Genomic DNA, 17,668 nt, shown 5'->3' with positions numbered 1-17,668 from the left:
ACTTATTTATTCATAATTTCAATAAGTGCATCACGTGTTTTCTGAAGCTCTATAATTTGTTTTTCGATAATAACTAGTTTTATCTGAAAGGCGGCACTCTTGTTAATGCAACCGTCTGTACTTGCATCTTTTTGGTCTAGCAATTCCTTACATTCTTTTAAGGTGAATGAAAAGCGTTGTAGATATTTGATGATTTGAATACGCTTTACATTTTCCTCGCCGTAATCCTTATAATTATTCCATTCAAAGGGCCTGGTAACATTTGTCAGCATACCCTTTCCTTCATAGAACCGAATGGTGTCTCTTGATACACTTGTACGCTTTGCTAAATCACCTATTTTCATTTTTCTTGCTTTTCATTTGACCATTGACTATAGTCCATGGTTTATCTTTGTCAAAAATAATTAATTTATATGATTAAGATGCAAACAACGATTAAAGAAACAAAACGAACTTGGTTAAGATTCATATGGATAATTCCCTTATTAGTAATGTTAGCTACAAGCGTAATGAAAATTATTAAGGCTGCCCCTCTAGTTACAAATTTTGAAAAACTAAACGCCGCCGAATGGATGTTACCTTTCGGGATTGTACAGTTGATAAGTACTATTTTATTTGTTGTACCCAAAACTAGACGTATAGGCTTTTTCCTATTGTGTAGTTATCTAGGAGGTATAATTGCTACTCGGGCACTAAATGATATTAATCATGTCGGGATTGCACTACTAATTTTACTTTGGATAGGAATGTATTTTGAAGATAAAAAACTATTCAATTTTGGGAAATAGATAGTTATCAGTTAAAATTAGTTTATAGCAGAAAGGTAAAACTTATTTTCAATTTAAAATGAAAAAACTGAATTATGAGGTTCTTGGTTTTTTATAAGTAATAATTTTACTTAATTTTTATTTATTCAAATCTAGAGTTTTTAACATATTAATAGTTACGACTGTTCTAAACCCTATATGTTCTGAAGACGAGTATATACTATTACCCATTCTTGAGGAGTTTCTATAACTGGCACAATACGATTTGTTACATAAAAAAGATCCACCTTTAATCACTTTTTCAATTGAAAAAGAGTTATTCAAATTATAGGATTCTTCCGCTCCTTTAGGATTAAGAGTTATACCATTTTCTAATAATTCCCGATAATAATGAACATGATACCAATCTTGAGTCCACTCCCATACATTTCCGGCCATATCATATAGGCCTAGTGAGTTAGGTGGAAAAGATTTAACTGGCGATATTCCTATAAAACCATCTTCTACTGTGTTTGTATTTGGGAAAACACCATTCCAGGTATTAGCCTTTTCCGACAATGAATCATCTGAATCGCCCCAGTTATATATGGTTTCAAGCTTTTCTCCTCTAGAAGCTAATTCCCATTCAGCTTCAGTAGGAAGTCGTCGATTAGCCCATTTGCAATAAGCTAATGCATCCTCATATGCCACATGTACTACGGGATAGTCATCTTTTCCTTCGATTGTACTTTTGGATCCTTTAGGGTGTTTCCAGTTGGCTCCTATCTTCCATTCCCACCATTGGCTGTAATCATAAATGTTAGATTTGCCTGAAGATATTTTTCTAAATATCAAAGAACCTGGATCTAAGAGGGAATCTGCTGGTCTTTGTGTCTCTGGAGGTAGTTCTTTTTTCATCACTTCCCAATCAATTTTCCTTTCAGCTAATGTAATATACCCGGTTTCTTGGACGAATTTTTTAAACTGAGCATTGGTAACTTCAGTAATATCTATGAAAAATCCATCTACGGCTACCGGATGAGAAGGTTTCTCGTGATGCATAGCTAGAGTATCATCAGGTGTTGCCCCTTGTATAAATTGTTTACCCGGAATCCAGATCATTCCTTTTGGGATGTTGATGTCATTGGGTAATAAAGTAATAAGCTCAATCTCTGGATTTTGTGTTTTTACTACAGAATGACTTTTTCTATCTTTTTTACATCCAACACTAAGAAATATAATGGATGTGAAAAATATTAAAAACCGGGTTTTCGTCATTATGAAATCTTAAAATTATTTTAGTATATCTGGCAGTTCAAATCGTTTGGTTATTTCAATATCGTCTACAGGTTTCAAGATATAACTATATTCATAATTTTTAGCCGGAACTCTAAACTCTTGATGGGGAAGCGCGTTTTTTGACCAACTATCATCACCACCCACTCCCATTTGTAAATGATCAATATTAAGTGTGATGAAATCTCTTTTTTTAAGATCATAGGTATGTAAAGCATTATCGATATCTTCTGTTGTATATGGCCAGGCACTTACACTAAGGTTTGAATCAGTGCCCGCAACATATAAGCCTTTTCCATCATTATTGGATAGTGTAAACCATCTTACTTCTGTTTTATTACTACTCTCCTGAGGCCTGATATATGTTTGATAATCATTCAAAACAGATTCTCTATATAATCCTATGGCAGCTCCCTGACTTCTATCATTATAGTTTTCATGAGGTCCTTTTCCTAACCATTGAAATGTATCAAACTCATCAGAAATCTTAACTTGCATTCCAAATTTAGGCATCATAGGTAATTCCGAATTTTTAACCGTAAACGTATTCTGAACGGATATAGTCCCGTCTCCATAAATGGTATACTGTAGATCTATTTTGGCTTTATCATCTGCAAGAGAATAACTGGAAAGTGCGTGATATTTTTTATCATTTATTTTATCAATTTTAAAGGATAACAGTTTTTTATTTTCAGGTACTTCTTTCCAAACGGCCAAAGTTTTTGGTGTTCTACCTCCTCCTCTATCATTATCAGTAGTTGGTCGCCAAAAGTTAGGGGTTAAGCTTCCGGTAATTATAGGAGTGTTTTTATAATCGTATGAGATTAATTCTCCGGTTTTTTTATTAAATCCAACAGAAAACTCCTTGGATGATAAGATCACGTTATTACCGTTTTGTACTACTGTTATATCTGAAACAAATTTATAATTATAAGGCGGCAATTTTTCAAAATAAGGGAGTTTAAATTGTTCCCAAGCTACTTCGTGGCCTATAGAAGCCCAAGACATTTTATTCTTTAGTTTAAAAGAAACTCTTAGAAAATATTCTGCGCCTGATTTTAGTTTTGGTTTAGTAATAGGTACTGTTATTTCTTGATTTTTTTTAGGAGCAATATTTAGATTGGTAAGATTACCTTGCTGTATTGTTTTTCCGTCTTCTTGTACTTCCCAGTTTAATTCAAATTCGCTTAGATTGATGAAGTTGTGTCTATTTTCAATTTTAATTTTCCCTTTTGCGAGATCAATGGCTTTTATTTCTATAGGTTGAAACACCTTTTTTACTTCCCACAAGGCTGGTTGTGGACTTCGGTCAGGATTGACAATCCCGTTAAGGCAAAAATTCTTGTCATTATGTTTTGTATCTCCCATATCGCCACCATAAGCATAATAGGAGGTTCCATTGTCCGTTTTTTGTAACAGCCCTTGGTCTACCCAGTCCCAAATATATCCTCCGATCATTCGTTTATTTGCTCTTATTGCATCCCAGAATTTAAATAAATTACCGGTTGAGTTTCCCATAGAATGAGCGTATTCGCACCAAATAACAGCTCTATGATCATCATCCAGATTTGCCATTTTAACCATTGGTTTTATAGGCATATACATGCGACTCATCATATCTACATAAGTAGGATCTTTTAGAAACTCTTTCCCTTCATGATTTAAGGTTTGAGCCCCTTCATAATGTACATATCGGGTTTCGTCATAATTTTTTATCCATCCCGACATCGCTTGGTGATTGGGACCGGAACCAGATTCATTACCTAACGACCAAAAAATAATTGAAGGATGATTTTTGTCTCTTTCTACCATTCTGGTAGCACGTTCCAGATGAGCAGGACCCCATTCTGAGCGATTACTTAAATACCCACCAATTTGATGAGTCTCTAGATTTGCTTCATCCATCACATAAATTCCGTATCGATCGCATAGTTCATACCAACGGGGATCATTTGGATAGTGTGAAGTACGGACAGCATTGATATTAAATCGTTTCATAGTCTTAATATCTTTAAGCATCAGAGCTTCATCTATAACTTTACCTTTAATCGGATCATGGTCGTGACGATTTACGCCATACATAAGCGTAGAAACTCCATTGATAAATAGTTCACCATCTTTGATCTCTACTTCTCTAAAACCTATTTTTGTACTTCGATATTCTGTAATAACACCTTTTTCATTTTTTAGGTAAAAAACCAGTGTATAGAGATTAGGTTTCTCAGCGCTCCATTTTTCGGGATTTTCTATAGAGGCTTCAAGGATTGCAAATTTCGGTTTTCCCCTTTGATTGTAATATTCATGTACAATTCCTTTTAAATCTTTAGATAATTTTTTCTTCAAAATGGCATTTCCTTCTGCGTCAAATAATTGGGCCTCTAGTTTCCATCCATCAATTTTTTGATTATTATATATTCTAATTTTAGGACGGATTTGTAATTGAGCATTTTGATATTGATCGTCCAAATCTGTTTTGATAAAAAAGTCATATAGTTGAACTTTTGGAGATGCTGTAATAAATACATCTCTATGGATACCACTTAATCTCCAGTGATCCTGATCTTCTAAATAAACTCCATCACTCCATCGATACACTTGCACCGCTAAATCATTTTCTCCTTCTGTCAGGTAAGGAGTAATATCAAATTCTGAGGGAAGCATGCTATCTTGTCCATACCCTAATTTTTTGCCATTGATCCAAACATAGAAGGCAGAACTTACTCCACCAAATTGTAAAGTAATTTGCATATTTTGCCAAGTATCAGGAACCTTGAAGGTAGTTCTATAACTTCCAGTAGGGTTATCATCTTCAGGAGTGTAAGGTGGTTTAACGGGGTCAAAAGGATATCGTATATTACTATATATAGCGGTTCCATATCCATGTAGTTCCCAATTAGCAGGAACTGGTATGGTGTTCCAATCAGTATCATCATACTCTTTAGTATGAAAATCTAAGGGTGCTTTCTCTGGGACAGGAGCCCAAGAAAACTTCCAGTTTCCATTTAGTGACTTATATCTTTTAGATGCCTTGCGATCTGTAATAAGTGCTAGCTTTTCACTTTCATAGGATACCGAGGTGGCTCTGGAAGGTAAACGATTGAAGGATATAACTGATGGATCTTCAATAACCTTAAGATCAGGTTGTTGTTGAGGTATTTGTGTGTGACATTGAAGTCCAATAACTAAAGTTAAAAATAATAAGATTCGCATGTTGAATTCAGAATTTATATGATTATTGAAAATATATAAAAACCCGTCTATGCCTGTCCTGTGGTATCCTGTTGATATAAAGTGAATTGCAAATTATAGCGATACTTGTTTTTTTAGATGTTATTGAAAAAAGCAAAAACCCCAAAAATCGAGGTTTTGTTTGTAAGACAGAATCTTATTTAATAATTATTTTTTAACTATTCTTCCATCTCCCCATTTTTTATAAGTAGGATTATTTACATAAACTCGCAATCCTTTTTCTTCGAATAGTTTTCGTTCTTCCTCTGATTTAAGCCTGAAGGTAATCTTTCGTTTTCCATTTTTGGTAGTATGATTAATCTCGTTCGCCTTGTATGTGGAAATTTTATCATATGTTTCGGGATGGCGTATTCCTATAAATGCCTTTGAGGGTTCAAAGTTTTGACCTACGATCCAGATGCAGTTTTTGTCTTCGCATCCTGATCCTGCATTGTAAATAAAGGGAGACATATATTCTTTAAATTCAGAAGGATAATCCATAGTGAAATGTTTAATATCCGAATCATATGCAACTGGCCATTGCATTATATATCTTACTTTGAGATTATTAACTGTTATACTCTGCATTATCTCAGTGTAAACTTCTTGCGTATTATATGGGCACTCCTGAATAACAATGGTTTTATCTTCCTCACCGTTGTCTGCCAGTTCTTGTTTGATGTTTTCAATTTTTGTTGCAAAATTTTGGTAAATATCAAATGCATACTCATCAGGTAGTTTTCCTGTGGTTGCCAGGTTTTTAATTAGATTATCTAGTCTACCTGGTGCATGAGCAAAAGAAAAACCAAAAGACTTTAATTCAGGATGAACATATCTGAAGTTGTTCCACAGTTTTTTGACATATTTTTCGGTTTGCCCTTTTGTAATACCTCCCATTTCTACTCCTAGGTCATATACACGTTGGGGTGATTCACCCAAGGTGCTCTCCATAGTTTTTATAGTGTTATTAATGAAGTTCCAGTTTTCTTGATATTGTACTTCGTTCCAGGTTTCATCCCAAGATTTAGGGCTTGCAATTCCTTGAGCTGCAAATCGCAGTATGATTTCATTATAGCCGATGGACTTTACTTGATTTAAAACATTAATAAAATTACTTTCGTGTTGTTCAGTTAGTTTATACTTGTTGCTTGGTATAACATGTCCGTAGGTATCTGTTGTGATAGAAGGATTAAAATGATTGTACCAGATGATTAAGGCAATCTTTCGTTGTCCGTTTTGATACATAGTAGTAAGCTGGTCATTAACTTTATTGGGGTAAAGATGATAGTCTCCTATTACTAATTTTAATGCACCTTCCTTAAACCAATCGTCATTATTGTCTAAGTACCCCTGAACGTCGTACATGGGATAGTTTGAGCCACCTACTTCCAATACTATACTTTTGACATTGTTGTATGTATTTGATTTGTTTAATAAATTTTGTTCAACATCATTAGTGTTTTCCTTAATTTCTATATTGTTATCTTCAATGTCACAGCTATTGATCGCTAGGGATAAAATCAATAGTAAAAGCGATTTCATTGGCTTTAAAATTCTCATATTTTAACAGTTTTAATTTTTAATATGTACCTACAGATTAATTTATGGATACTTTCTTCAGTTTTCGTTCTGATCTGTAAAATGAATATATCTAAATGGGAGATCAAATGTATTTATTAAGACTAAATAAAAATTTAAAGTAAAAAAAGCACTACCCATATGGGAACACATAGTGTAGTGCTTTATTAAAGTAACTACTTTTTTATAAACATAGCTTCGTATTGTAGGTTACCAGTAACTTTTAAGATATAAAGACCGCTATCTAAATCTTTTATATCTAAATATATCTTGTTTTGATTTTTATCATTTTTTACTAGTTTTTTAATTAATTTACCCTCCATACTATAGATTGCGAATGTACTATTAGATATATCCGATATGTTGTGTTCTATATGAAGGATGTTTGTAGCCGGATTGGGGTACATTTTTATTAATAATCCTTCTTGAATATCCTCTTGTAAAGCTGAAGCAGTTTGCTCCACATTGCCCCGACGGTTAAGCATTTCTTTTACAGCCATTAATTCTTCAGACATCGGAATGTTCATATCTGCTACCGATTCGTTTCTAGAAGATATAATTTCCTGTGCAGTATAGATTTTTTTTGAAGTTTTAGGTAGAGATGATGACGCTCTGGTTACTTCATTTTTATATTGAGTATTGGCATCCTGACAAGAGCTTATGAAGCTACGTACTTTAGAACCAGTTCTAAAGATAGTTCCGGGTTTAAATACTATTTTATTGGTAGCGTGTATAATTGCCTTACCTGTTGAAGTCACAATAAACTTACTAGTATCATTACCTGCTGTTAGATTTCTTGAATTTATGAACAGCGGAATGTCGGATTGATCAACGGCAAAAGTTGCTTTTAATTCTGTAAAATCAACATCAGAATTACAGATAAAGTCTGCGTTTACTTTAAATTTTCTAGTATACTGATTAGACGAAACTTCTTCAATTTCATTAATCCTATCTTCTGAGTCTACAACGGCTCTGAGTTCGTAAATGCCTGGAGTGCCTGGAACGAAATTACCTATTAAAAACGATTGATCGCCTATATTGATATTTCGGTTTACGCCTTGGATTTTTATGAAACCACTTGATCCGGGCTCTTTTACAAAAATATCCAAATCCACATTAGACGCATTTACATTACCTAGATTCGTTGCGGCAATTCTAAATTCTATTCCTTCATTTAATTCATATTCTACAGGGTTATTAATATCAACTGCGGCATTATCATTGTCAAAAGTAAAAGAAGCTATTTGCAATTCTGGCAGATTATAATCGGGTGTGCCTCCGTAAATAAATTGATCATTTGTAGCACCGGTTAGTGAATTACCAATTCTTCCATTATTATCAGAAGATACAGTTGTGATAATACTACTCTGGGTATTGCCACCAAGTGCTTCAATATCAATTTGTTCTACTTCGATTCCTCCTCTTAGCTGCAATCTTCCGGTAATGACACTTCCATTTACTGATATATTAATTGTTTTTTCTGCGAGAACCTGATTGGCCAAACTATTAAAATAGTTTTGATCAAAAGTAGTTTCTAAGGAAATTCCGGTAGTGGCTGTAGACAAATTGGAGGTATTGATTAAACTGCTAAACTGAGTTTTGGTTGCACTAGGAGCTTGCTTATACCAATGCGCTGCAATGATCGATGGCAGGATAGCTAATAGTTTTCTATAATCGGACGTAGCTCCGGAATTTATTCTATCCCTAACAGTAGCCCCAGCGATATTAACTTCTGTAAAAAAGGCTCCTTGAAAAGCAACCCATCTATTTTGCAAATATGTTCTATCTGTTGCATTGGTAATATCATTAAAAATATTTGGAATATTCTCAACGGTCATAATCAGATCGTAGTCAGAATTATTTATAAATGCCTTTGAGTCACTATCTCCACCACTCAATGTTCTGGGAACTATAGTTCCTTTGACATTTACTTTTGGAATGATCTTACTCCCATATCGATTGACCAATGTGTTGAGATTAGTAGCATCATATGTTTTAAGAGCATCTATCCATTTTTCATAAATACCGGTTCTTGTACCATAAATGCCAGTTCCTAAAAGATATTCTGCCACATCTTTTTTCATATCGGCATCAGCTTCAAAAAAGATAGGTGCCATTTTAGTCTTTTTAAAATTGGTGTCGGCTACCGCCTGGCCTCCACTACCTATGATATCTAAACTTACAAATTGACGATCATTGGGTATTGCTAAGGCTTGTAAAAACACTTCTTTAGCTAATTTCGAATCAGTATTTAAACTACTTGCAGGTGAACTGGTATCGGTAAACTGATCTCCTTTTAGGATCAACCGAACAGTTTTAGTAGCACTTTCGATATCGATTGCTGCTACTTTTACATTTCTAAAATCAATACCACTAGGGTCACCTCTGTTTAATAAATCACTTAATAATGTATTGGAGCTAAAAGAAAATTCAACATCCGAATTTATATTACCACTAGCATCAAAAAAGGGTTCTATACTGGAAATTGTTTCATTAATATTGAAATTATTTGAAAAAACAACGTCTCCTGAATTAGCAACCGTGTAGACGATACCATCCGTGAAATTATCTATTCCGGGTTGAAAATTTACCACTTTATCACCTTTCTTGATGGTAGTGCCGGAGTTGGTCTGATATTTAGAAAAACCTTTGGTTTGATTACCTACACCTTCCGGAGTAAATAACCCTGTCAACCCTGTCAACCCTGCATCCTTTTCCCAAGCGGATAGCTGTTCACCTTCTAAGGTGACCCAGGTGGCAAATGTACCGGAGGATAAGGGTACGTCTTCTGCCAATACTGGTTTTACACCTAAATTTTCAAAACTACTAACTGACTCTCTCAAATTTGAGAACGAACGAACTTTTAGATCGGTTTGAGCGGTTTTAAGAGCATCTATATTGCCATCTAATACACCACTACGTATTGTTTGGTCTTCTATAATTTCTTGTAAAACGGAGATGTCAAAGGGGACTTCAACTCCCGAAACAGGAACTTTAATTTCTCCACCACCGCCAAAGATTTTACCTATCCTCCCCAACTCTTCATTAAATCTTCTAATTATAAAGTTAGAAGTGGCATTTGTTGCCTTAGAAGTGGCAAGTTGAGTATTAATAAAGCCCAAAGCTTTGGTTCTGGATTGATAAGCCTGAGCTTGTTCTAAGATAGATTTATAACTCTGTAGATTTGCTTTGGTAAAATTAAAATTATCTACGGTAAAGGAATTGGTGGTCTGATTTCTAAATTGATCTATGGGTAATTGTCCATCAAGACCAGGGTTTCTAAATAACGTAATTTTTGGATTAGCGGGCCGATTCGCTACTTGATTACCCACTATTGGGTTTACAGGCGTTGCTTTTGACTTCAGTTCATTGATTAGGCCTAATTGAATACTGTTTAAGGTGTTTACCACCTTAACTTTATCAGCGTTACTTAAGACATTGGGGTCAATTCCTGCTCCTTTGCCATTAAGGTCTAATTTTACCAAATTAGTTTTTGGTAGTCCGATGACATCCTGGCTCAAACTAGTATGTACAATTCCCAGAATGAATAAGAATGTTATTATATATGTTTTTTGAATGTGCATAGCTTTAGTTTTTAATTAGTTTCTGAGAGTATGTCCCGTATTCCGTAAAGACTTTTACTATATATATTCCCTTAGTCAAAAAACTTACATTAATATGTTTAGAAGGATTGGTTTTGTTGTTTAAATTTTCTGTAGCAACCAATTTTCCTAAAGCATTGTATATCTGAACTTTTTGTATTTTGTCTGAAGAAGTTATAACAAACTGATCTGATACCGGATTTGGGAATATCAGTATCTGATCATCTTTTCGAAGATTAAGATCACCTACTAATCCTAAATCAGTTCTTGATCCTGACAGAGCCTTTATTGTACCACTAATTTCATTAGGTATAGTATTGGCTCTATTCGGAGGGCAAGATGTGTTTGGATCAATAATGGCCTTAAATGTGCACCCTTCTCTTGCTTTATATCCAGGTTTCATAGTGATTTTACCTTCTCTTGCTTTCACGATCAACGTTCCACCCGATAGCACGTTTCTTGTAACTTTATTAATGCTTTGCGCATCGATATTTACAGTTTGACCACTATCTATTGCATTTCCCGTAACGTTTACATTATAAGATAAGCAAGGGTTTATAAAAACAGAAAACTGTATCAGATTTCCAAAATCCGGAGCTAGTTCAGGAATGGTAGGCGGCCTTATTGTAATGTTCAAATCGTGGGAGTTAAACCTAATAGCTGTATTCACTGCTATAAAGAATGTATGATTACCACTTAAGGAAGTGTCAAAAGGTCCATCTGTAAATCGAAACCCTCTGATGTTTTCATTTGGTTGTCCCAGATTAGTCGAGGCAGGAAAATCGAAAGTAGGATAGCTACCCTGTATTTCTGGTAGATTTGCAATCAGATTGGCGGTATTTAATGTACCGCTATTGGCAAAAATACCAAGGGCCTCATCTTCATAGATTCTGTAGTTTCCGACTGGTGTATTGTTTCCGGGTACTTCTGTGAAGTTAAAGACACTGTACTCAATATATACTTCATCTCCTTCAGTAATATCAGAATTTGTTATCTGACTAATAGGAAATAATTGACCATTTATCTTTAATTGTACATCAGAAATTTGGAATTCTGTTGATTGTCCTACCATAAAATTGAAGGACATAACAAAAAGAAGATATATAATATGTGAGCTTAATTTCTGCATCATATTCATTATTTAGTTTCTAAGGCATTCAACCTAGACTCTAATGTTTTTATGATATCTTCAAGTTGTTTTCTCTTTTTATGTTCTTCTAAAAGATATAATGTAAGCTCTTCTATTTTTTGTAATAGTTTACTATCCATCTGACCTAGACTTACTCCATTTTTTGCTACTTGTTTGGCAGAAGGAATATCTTTAAGGTGTCCGTTTTCCTTGATATGATTTTCTACTTCTTCTAGTGTAGGAAGGTTATAATCTTCTTCAAAAACGAAATCAGCCCAACCTGTTTCCACGACAACTTCTTTGGCGCGTACTTTTCCATTTACGGCTAATTTATAAGAACCGGGAGCGTTAGTTCCTATTCCTACACTTCCTCCTTTTCTAATGGTAATACCGTGGGAATCGGAATTATATTTTAGACTAAAATATCTGCTGCTTTCTGTAGCATTTGGTACATTGAAAATGTCTAATCGAGAATAGTTGTCACCATTATCTGAATCGAAAATAATACCATTTCTACCAGAAGGAGTAGAGAAGGCAATATCTAATGCACCACTCCTAAAATGTGCTTTACCTCTAACATCTAATTCAATTGTTGGAGACGCAGTATTAATTCCCACTCTTCCCGTATTGGTAAACGTCATTACATCTTTTCTGTTTTGCCATTTACTGGTATAACTATTTAGAGATAATGTATTCGTTTCCTGTCTCATCATAAAAATACTTCCTGCGCCTCCATTTTTAGCATCGAATAATATATATGGTGAATTTGCTCCTCCTGGATTAGAATTGAGTTGTAAAGTGAGACCATTTTGCCCAGAACTTCCGGTAACTACACTTTGAGCTTGAATAGTTGAGAAAGCGACTAACATTATTAGTGCACTAAGTGTTAAAATCGATTTGTGTTTCTTGAGTTTCATAAGTTGATTTTTGGTTATGTGAATTATATTATGAGGCTCAAATATTTATTTAAAAGAGGAGATGGGGAAATAAAAGTGCTGATTGACAAGTGTTTGAGGTTAACGGTTTCTTTGTGGGATGAATGGTAAGAAGGTTGTTGTTTACCACAAAAGAGTGTGAGTTACTTAAAGAATAAAAATGGTACAGACCTAAAAAAAATCATTGGGATCTATATTTTAGTTGAAGAAAAAAGTAGTCTCAAATAGAAATAGTTGAAGCTTTTCTATGTATAAATTCTTTCATATGCTTCTAAAATGGTATTTCTTTTGCTTCGGGAAACAGGAATACTAAAATTTTCAGTGAATATTTTAGTGCCATTTGCATTCCCTTTTATTTTAATATCCTGTTTCAGGTTTATAATATAGGATTTATGACTTCTTATAATATAGTCACAAGCTAATTGTTCTTCGATGCTTTTTAAAGTAAGTCTAATTACTTTTCGTGTTACAGTATTATCTTTTAAGAAATAGAATTCTGAATAATTATCAGAAGATTTTATAAATAAAAGCTCCTTAGCAATAAAACTAACTTTTTCTTTGGATTGTTGTGCTTCAATATGAATGATATCCTTATTTTCTTTAAGAAGGGTTTTTTTCGAAGGTTCTAAAACAGGTAAAGTAGAAAGGAATTTTTGTTTATTCGTTATTAAGACTATTGGAATGAAAATAACATTTTGAAATATAAATGTGATTAGAAAGATCTTAAAACTATCCTTACGTGCAGGAACATCATCATTATAGATAAAATAATAGATAAAACAGTGTGCGATCGATATAATCAAAGATGTCAAACCGTATATAATAACTTGATTAAGAGTATTTCTTTTAACAAAACTGAATGTTAGATATTTTGGCAGTATAAGAATGAAAAATGAATAAAGTATTAAACTTACCAAGAAATGAGCTGTTAGTTGAATTAAAAGTACAACATCAGGGATATGTATCATTTTTAAGACAGAAGCAACCCATAAAATCACCGAGATTCCTGTAGAAATTCCAAAAATGATCAGAACATTTTTTTTCATGTGTAATCTTGTTTCGTTTTTACAAGATAGTTTTTAGGATTTACTTTTATAAACAAACCTAATAAAAACAATTTCAAATAGGAAGATACCCATGGATACTAATAGAATTTTATAAACACGATCCTGAATTTTAGTAATTTGAAATTTATCAGATAATGAGATTGTTCTATCTGTTATAATAGGATCCCTATTGATAACATCAGTAAGTTCTATCTCATTAGTTTTGCTTAACAAACGACTTTGTAATTCAAGATATAAGGTATTTAATTTGTAAATATCTTCTGTTGAGTACATCGTTTTTTCTGATTTGTAGACTTCTATCAAATGCTCACTCGATTTTAAAGCAGTTTCATTAAGGTTATTTGCCAAAGACAGATCTAAACTTTTTTGGGAATAATATGCGGCCGAATCTGTAAGTTTGTTTTTAAAGTGTATTTGCCCTAGTAATAAGTACGTCTGAGCTCTGGACCGATGGTCATCTATTCCTCTATCAAGTCTTGCAAGTGACTTATGGCAATATGTATGGGCCTTTGATAATTTATTCTGCTTAAGATAGATTCTTCCATAACCTTGAAGCCCCGCAACGATACCAATTTTGTCATTCATCTTTTCAAAAATATCGTATGCAGCAGTATTATAATACAAAGCCTCACTATGTTTATTAAGTTCACAATAAGCCTCTCCCAGATTGAAATATAAAATGGGGATACCCCGATCAGTGGTGTCCTTTTTATTTTTCTTTTCTAATAACTCCAGATAAATGTTTTTTGCCTTATTATGATTACCCATACTTTGATGCAGGATTCCTTTTAGTCCCATAATATGTCTTAAGGTTCTCTCAGAATTAGCCTTCGCAGCAATTTTTTCAGCCATAGAATAGTGCATTAAAGCAGCATTTACCTCTTGCAAATTACCATACACAATTCCCATACTTAAATGTACGCCACATAAATTTTCTTCAATATCTCTAATCTCATTTTCATCTTTGGTTTCGATCAGTAACGAATGGGATAGTTTTAATGCTTCTATATAATTAGAAAGTGCCTTCATATTTTTACCTTCAGAACTTAAGGTCATCCCTATGCTGGTAAGAATTTTTACTTTACCCTTAGTATATCCTATACTATCACTAAGAGTTAATGCTTCTTTGAGAAAAAGCTTAACTGTATCTTGATTAGAGTATCGGTATTTGTAGTATAATTTGTTTAAAGAATCTATTCGACATTCTATAGCTTCGATTGTGATGTTTTTTGATATTCTGTTCTGCGCATAAGAAACGTTAACATTTAGAAAACTTATGAGAATAAGGAAAAGGAATTTCAATTTCGAGTCTAAATAAAGAGGGAAGTAGTTTCTTGGCATAATTAGGTTTTATATCATTAGAGATTCTGGGTTTGACCTTTTAGTAGATGCATACTCGAGTATCTAAAAAAAGCCATGCTTTAATCAACAGTTTAACAAAATAAGAGCTGCTGAATCTTTGAGTTATCTCAAAATTAGAGAATACTTTTCAAAATTAAGATCTCTAAAAAGATATTTTACTTTTGAAGCATCTTGCTAAAAACCAGATATAAAATACCACAGCATAACCAGGCTGGTAAAGTAACAAAAGATAAAAATACATCGTACTGCTTTGATATAAAGTAAAATACACCAAAGCTTACTCCCCACGCTAGTAAAACTGAAACATTAAAGTTTATCTTTTTTGCTTCGGCATAGAAAGGAATAATTCCAATTCTTTTCCCATAGAAATGCTCAAAAACAATGATTGCTCCCATAGGTGCCAATATAAAACCATATAATGCTACGAATCCTAACAATTTCATAGCAAATGCAGGAAAAATTCCCGCTAATGTTGCAATAGATCCTGCAATAATAGTTACCCAAAATGTAGAGACTTTTGGTATTATGGCCTGAAATGCTAATCCTGCTCGATAAATAGTTGGATTGGCAGTTGTCCATCCCGCTAATATTACGGCTATAATTCCGAATAAACCTATAGCGTTATTGGCTAAAGGTCCTGGAGCTACAGGTGGAGCTTCTCCATTACTCAAAAATGCTTGAGCTTCTGGTGATTTAAGATATACAGCATATAATAAGGCAGCTGCTATCCAAGCCATATAATGACCCACATACATTCCTGCCGCAGTAGTCCATCCTGATGATGAGGATTTTGCAAACCGAAATACCGAAAGATCAGACATTCCGATATGCATCGCTGCATTACAAAACCAAGACCATATCACTACATGCCAAAACGTAAATTTTACTTGTCCGGGAAATGGCTCTGAACCTTCTCCCCAAATGCTCCAAAAATCATTAAAACTTTTTACTCCCAGTTGATTCAGTGCTACAATACCACAAGCTAAAAAAGCTAGTACAATAATAGGAGACATCCAATTGGCAGCCTTGGAAACCGTATCATATCCTCTGGCAGCAATAATAGAAATAATAGCTCCTATAACAATGACAATTACAACCCAGATAATCCCGTTGGGCATTGTATCGGTTAATTTAGGCATTTCTATATCAAACGGAACTCCAACAGCTGTTGCTGATACTGTGATCATAGCTCCAGCAAGGAAACAAAATAAGATTCCATTAGCTAGGTTGTATGTAGTGACCAAATTCTTACCGCATATTTTTTCTAAATGATAATAAAGTGTAAGCCTATTCTTGACTGCAATTTCGGCAGTAAGGAACCGCCAACTCAATACTGCTAATAGGTTACCAATTAGTAAACCAACAATCAAATCAAAGGCACTAACACCTGCAGTTAGAAATAGTGGTCCAATCATAAATTCTGTTCCGGCAGCATGTTCTCCGGCATACATGCCCAGAAAACTTTTCCAGCCTTTCCAACTACGTTTCGGGACAGGCTCTCTTTCGAATTCGCCTCCTGCAATTTCTTCTATTTCTTCTTCAATGTTGAACTGACTCATACTATTTTTAGTATTTTAGAGTTAATCAAATGATTTGGAAAATCTTGTACTCGTTCACAACAAATTTGTTCCATAATTTGTTGTAATTGTGTTTTAAGTAAGCTTATTGTATGATTTCCACCTTCTTGTCCTAAAGCCGAAACTCCATACATAAAGGATCTACCCATAAAAGTGAATTTAGCTCCTGTCGCCATTGCTCTTGCTATATCAGGACCAGATCTCAGTCCACTATCCATCATTACTGTGATTTTATCTCCATATTTTTCTGCAATACTTCGTAATGGTTTTATGGTTGATTGTCCTGCGTCTAGTTGTCTACCACCGTGATTAGAAACTATAATTCCGTCTAGACCTAGTTTAATAGCTCTTTCAGTATCAGCCTCACTGGCAACACCTTTTAAAACGATTTTACCTTTCCACATATCTCTGATAGGAGCTATTTTTTCTTCATTCAATCTTCCACTAAAGGTGATATCCATAAACTGTCCAAGAGCGCTCAGATTCAAATTTTTAGGCATATATGGTTTTAGTGTTTCAAAATTAGGTTGCCCCTGAATCAAAGTTTGTAATGCCCAGTTTGGTCTGCCTAAAATTTGCAAAATATTCCGGATCGACATTTTAGGAGGCATAGCCAAACCGTTTCTAATATCTCTGGGGCGAAATCCAAAAGATGGAACATCACATAATAAGACGAGGACCGGACATTCAGCTGACGAAGCTCTATTAATAATATCATCACGTAATCTATTTTCAGTGGGATGATATAATTGAAACCAAGCTTTACCTTCAGTAATTTCACTAATTCGCTCAATACTACTAGTCGTAACTGTGCTTAAAACAAACGGGATGTTATGTTCAAAAGCAGCTTTGGCTAATATCTCGGGTGAGTTTGGCCACATCAATCCCTGCAGACCAACAGGAGCAATGCCAAAGGGTGCGTCATACGTTTCTCCAAATAGCTCGGTCTTCATGTCAGAGCCGGTATGTTTACTTAGGTAATCAGGTCTTAGTTCTACCTCCTGAATATCGGTACGATTTCTACGAATATTTACATCTTCGTTACAACCTCCATCCAAATACTCAAAAGCAAATTTTGGGATTCGCTTTTTAGCTTTTTTTCTAAGGTCATCTACCGATGGGTATTGTGTGTTGTATGGCCATTTCAT

At 34.2% G+C, this 17,668-nt stretch carries 12 protein-coding genes; 1 reads left to right on the top strand and 11 read right to left on the bottom strand.

What is annotated here, in order from left to right:
- Positions 1 to 2: 2 nt before the first annotated feature.
- On the bottom strand, positions 3 to 344 hold the full coding sequence (locus tag Q0910_RS03700) for a MerR family transcriptional regulator (protein WP_299212741.1): 342 nt from the start codon (positions 342 to 344) through the stop codon (positions 3 to 5).
- A gap of 69 nt (positions 345 to 413) precedes the next feature.
- On the opposite strand from Q0910_RS03700, the gene Q0910_RS03695 reads away from it, so the two are divergent.
- Positions 414 to 788, top strand: a complete 375-nt coding sequence (locus Q0910_RS03695) for a hypothetical protein (RefSeq protein ID WP_299212739.1) — start codon at positions 414 to 416, stop codon at positions 786 to 788.
- A 117-nt stretch (positions 789 to 905) separates the two neighbouring features.
- Here the strand turns inward: Q0910_RS03695 and Q0910_RS03690 are convergent, their stop codons facing one another.
- From Q0910_RS03690 to Q0910_RS03645, 10 genes are all read right to left on the bottom strand, one after another.
- Complete coding sequence (locus tag Q0910_RS03690) at positions 906 to 2,024, bottom strand: formylglycine-generating enzyme family protein (protein WP_299212737.1); 1,119 nt, start codon at positions 2,022 to 2,024, stop codon at positions 906 to 908.
- A 15-nt stretch (positions 2,025 to 2,039) separates the two neighbouring features.
- Complete coding sequence (locus Q0910_RS03685; protein WP_299212735.1) at positions 2,040 to 5,252, bottom strand: glycoside hydrolase family 2 TIM barrel-domain containing protein; 3,213 nt, start codon at positions 5,250 to 5,252, stop codon at positions 2,040 to 2,042.
- A gap of 186 nt (positions 5,253 to 5,438) precedes the next feature.
- On the bottom strand, positions 5,439 to 6,830 hold the full coding sequence (locus Q0910_RS03680; RefSeq protein ID WP_299212733.1) for a hypothetical protein: 1,392 nt from the start codon (positions 6,828 to 6,830) through the stop codon (positions 5,439 to 5,441).
- A 194-nt stretch (positions 6,831 to 7,024) separates the two neighbouring features.
- Positions 7,025 to 10,432 (bottom strand): T9SS type A sorting domain-containing protein, encoded by a 3,408-nt coding sequence (locus tag Q0910_RS03675; RefSeq protein WP_299212731.1) that lies wholly within the window; start codon positions 10,430 to 10,432, stop codon positions 7,025 to 7,027.
- A gap of 4 nt (positions 10,433 to 10,436) precedes the next feature.
- Positions 10,437 to 11,579, bottom strand: a complete 1,143-nt coding sequence (locus Q0910_RS03670) for a T9SS type A sorting domain-containing protein (protein WP_299212729.1) — start codon at positions 11,577 to 11,579, stop codon at positions 10,437 to 10,439.
- An 8-nt stretch (positions 11,580 to 11,587) separates the two neighbouring features.
- Complete coding sequence (locus tag Q0910_RS03665; RefSeq protein ID WP_299212727.1) at positions 11,588 to 12,496, bottom strand: hypothetical protein; 909 nt, start codon at positions 12,494 to 12,496, stop codon at positions 11,588 to 11,590.
- A gap of 263 nt (positions 12,497 to 12,759) precedes the next feature.
- Positions 12,760 to 13,560, bottom strand: coding sequence for a LytTR family DNA-binding domain-containing protein (locus Q0910_RS03660; protein WP_299212725.1), 801 nt, complete (start codon positions 13,558 to 13,560; stop codon positions 12,760 to 12,762).
- Positions 13,561 to 13,593: 33 nt separating this feature from the next.
- Complete coding sequence (locus Q0910_RS03655; protein ID WP_299212723.1) at positions 13,594 to 14,922, bottom strand: tetratricopeptide repeat protein; 1,329 nt, start codon at positions 14,920 to 14,922, stop codon at positions 13,594 to 13,596.
- A gap of 176 nt (positions 14,923 to 15,098) precedes the next feature.
- A complete protein-coding gene (locus Q0910_RS03650; protein WP_299212721.1) occupies positions 15,099 to 16,502 on the bottom strand; it encodes a hypothetical protein in 1,404 nt (467 codons plus the stop codon).
- On the bottom strand, positions 16,499 to 17,668 hold the full coding sequence (locus Q0910_RS03645) for an alpha-hydroxy acid oxidase (protein WP_299212719.1): 1,170 nt from the start codon (positions 17,666 to 17,668) through the stop codon (positions 16,499 to 16,501). The genes Q0910_RS03650 and Q0910_RS03645 overlap by 4 nt, the downstream gene beginning before the upstream one ends.

Source organism: uncultured Aquimarina sp., from assembly GCF_947495315.1.
In the GTDB taxonomy this organism is placed as follows: domain Bacteria; phylum Bacteroidota; class Bacteroidia; order Flavobacteriales; family Flavobacteriaceae; genus Aquimarina.
Note: the sequence above shows the minus strand (reverse complement) of the source record. Positions and strands in the feature narration are given on the sequence as shown.

Coding starts and splice junctions, on each gene's coding strand:
- Q0910_RS03700 (WP_299212741.1), bottom strand. CDS start 344: ATGAAAATAGGTGATTTAGCAAAGCGTACAAGTGTATCAAGAGACACC.
- Q0910_RS03695 (WP_299212739.1), top strand. CDS start 414: ATGATTAAGATGCAAACAACGATTAAAGAAACAAAACGAACTTGGTTA.
- Q0910_RS03690 (WP_299212737.1), bottom strand. CDS start 2,024: ATGACGAAAACCCGGTTTTTAATATTTTTCACATCCATTATATTTCTT.
- Q0910_RS03685 (WP_299212735.1), bottom strand. CDS start 5,252: ATGCGAATCTTATTATTTTTAACTTTAGTTATTGGACTTCAATGTCAC.
- Q0910_RS03680 (WP_299212733.1), bottom strand. CDS start 6,830: ATGAGAATTTTAAAGCCAATGAAATCGCTTTTACTATTGATTTTATCC.
- Q0910_RS03675 (WP_299212731.1), bottom strand. CDS start 10,432: ATGCACATTCAAAAAACATATATAATAACATTCTTATTCATTCTGGGA.
- Q0910_RS03670 (WP_299212729.1), bottom strand. CDS start 11,579: ATGCAGAAATTAAGCTCACATATTATATATCTTCTTTTTGTTATGTCC.
- Q0910_RS03665 (WP_299212727.1), bottom strand. CDS start 12,496: ATGAAACTCAAGAAACACAAATCGATTTTAACACTTAGTGCACTAATA.
- Q0910_RS03660 (WP_299212725.1), bottom strand. CDS start 13,560: ATGAAAAAAAATGTTCTGATCATTTTTGGAATTTCTACAGGAATCTCG.
- Q0910_RS03655 (WP_299212723.1), bottom strand. CDS start 14,922: ATGCCAAGAAACTACTTCCCTCTTTATTTAGACTCGAAATTGAAATTC.
- Q0910_RS03650 (WP_299212721.1), bottom strand. CDS start 16,502: ATGAGTCAGTTCAACATTGAAGAAGAAATAGAAGAAATTGCAGGAGGC.
- Q0910_RS03645 (WP_299212719.1), bottom strand. CDS start 17,668: ATGAAATGGCCATACAACACACAATACCCATCGGTAGATGACCTTAGA.